Annotated in this window: 2 protein-coding genes; both read right to left on the bottom strand. The window is 73.1% G+C overall.

What is annotated here, in order from left to right; genetic code table 11:
• Positions 1-17: 17 nt before the first annotated feature.
• Positions 18-284 (bottom strand): hypothetical protein, encoded by a 267-nt coding sequence (locus tag ABT116_RS44770; RefSeq protein ID WP_351646722.1) that lies wholly within the window; start codon positions 282-284, stop codon positions 18-20.
• A gap of 329 nt (positions 285-613) precedes the next feature.
• Entirely contained in the window at positions 614-1,249 is a 636-nt protein-coding gene (locus tag ABT116_RS44765; RefSeq protein ID WP_351646718.1) for a GNAT family N-acetyltransferase, read from the bottom strand.
• Positions 1,250-1,633 lie beyond the last annotated feature (384 nt).

The following is a 1,633-nucleotide window of genomic DNA, read 5'->3' as shown; positions in this document are numbered from 1 at the left end:
CGCATCTCGACACGGGCTCAGGAATTCTTCGCGACGGTTTCCCCGGGGGCCGTTTCGGGCCCGTCCGGGGTGGAGCCCTCGGGCGCCGCGGGGGCGTCCCCGGCGTGAGTGCCCTCGACGGTGTGTCCGCCTTCGGCGGCTTGCGCGTCGTAGGACCCGCACTCCGGGTTGCGGCACGGGCCCGCCACCCATCGGGGGACCCACGTGCCCAGCGTCTTGTGACGCCGGACGACCGTGTCCACTGGCTGTCCGCAGTTGGGACAGACGTGTTCTTCGCTGCCCATGTCCTCAGCGTAGGCCGGTCGGGGGCTCAGCGCTTCCTTATGTGCGTGCGCACCAGAGCGCCGTTGCCGCGACCCGCGAGCCGCCGCAGAGATGCTTCTGCCCTTGCCGGGTGCACTGGAGGGCGCCCTGCCCGTGGTGGGCGTCCCGGAGGGTTCGTGGAACGGTCGTGGCGACTGTGTTGCCGGAGGGGGCGGGGTGGAGGAGATCCAGGGCCGGGTCGGGTGGAGGAGAGCCGGCGCCGGGGTCGCGGCGGTGGGTGCAGCAGGCGGCGCTTTCGCCGGTGGGCCTGGGCGGGCTGCCGATGCGATCTGGGCTCGAGCCGGTCGGCTCAGGCGGGCTGCCGGTGCGGGCTGGGCTCGCGCCACATGGGCCACATCGCCGGGCCGTCCGGGAGGTCGAGGACCGGGCCGACGGGCGCGAAGCCCAGACGCTCGTACAGCTTGCGGCTGCGGGCGCTGCTGGCCTCCAGGTAGGCGGGCAGGGCCTCACGGTCGCAGCGGTCGAGGACGCTCTCGATGAGCGCGGTGCCGAGGCCCTCGCCCTGGCGGCCGGGTGCCACGCCGATCATCCACAGGTATTCGTGTGCCCGCCCGGTCGGATGGATGGCGGCCGTCAGTCGGCCGATCATCTCGATGCGCTCGTTGTCGGGATCGACGGCCTCCCGCACCTGGGCCGGACCTTCGTCCTCGGCGGCGCCGTCATGGCCGTCGGGGTCGTCATGGCCCCCGTCGGCGGGCATGGACAGCCACAGGGCGCAGGCCGAGCCATCCTCGGTCATGTCTATGCGGCCGGCCGCGAGCACGATGTCGGTGAAGGCGGCCATGAGCCCGGGGTGCTTGGCACGGCGATCCTCCACCCCGGGGAAGACCCAGCCGCTCACGGGGTCGTCCTGGAACGCCTCGTCCAGGAGCCGGACGATCAGCTCCCTGTCCCCTGCGCCCGCCGTCCGGATGGCCACACCCATGCCCCGCCCCTTCGCTCGTCCCGACGGGCGTTGATCGTAGGGGCGTTGGCCCGCGCGGGGCGATGCGAGCAGGATCTTGGCGGGATTCAGTCGAACGTTTGCCCAAACTCGATCGATAAGAGAGCCGTACGGGAGTCGGTCCGGAAGTCGACCCAAGGGTCGTCCGGGGAGCCGTTCCAGGAAGGAGGCGGGCCCCGCACACCGTGGGGCAGTGCGGGGCCCGCCGACCGGAGGCCGGTGCCCGTGCGGGGTCAGGAGCCGCACGGCCCCGGGCTCCCCGGGGTCTTGCCCGTCGGTGGCCTGGGGAGCGGCGCTGGTGCTGCCGCTCTTCGGCCCTGGCCGACCGACAACCGCCCTCCGCCTGATGCAGGCCACCTCTCACCG

It is taken from the genome of Streptomyces sp. NPDC002130, from assembly GCF_040296465.1.
In the GTDB taxonomy this organism is placed as follows: Bacteria; Actinomycetota; Actinomycetes; order Streptomycetales; family Streptomycetaceae; genus Streptomyces.
This window is presented reverse-complemented; position numbering and strand designations above follow the sequence as displayed.

Excerpts from the sequence above, each read along its gene's own strand:
- ABT116_RS44765 (WP_351646718.1), bottom strand. The coding sequence starts at position 1,249 with ATGGGTGTGGCCATCCGGACGGCGGGCGCAGGGGACAGGGAGCTGATC.
- ABT116_RS44770 (WP_351646722.1), bottom strand. The coding sequence starts at position 284 with ATGGGCAGCGAAGAACACGTCTGTCCCAACTGCGGACAGCCAGTGGAC.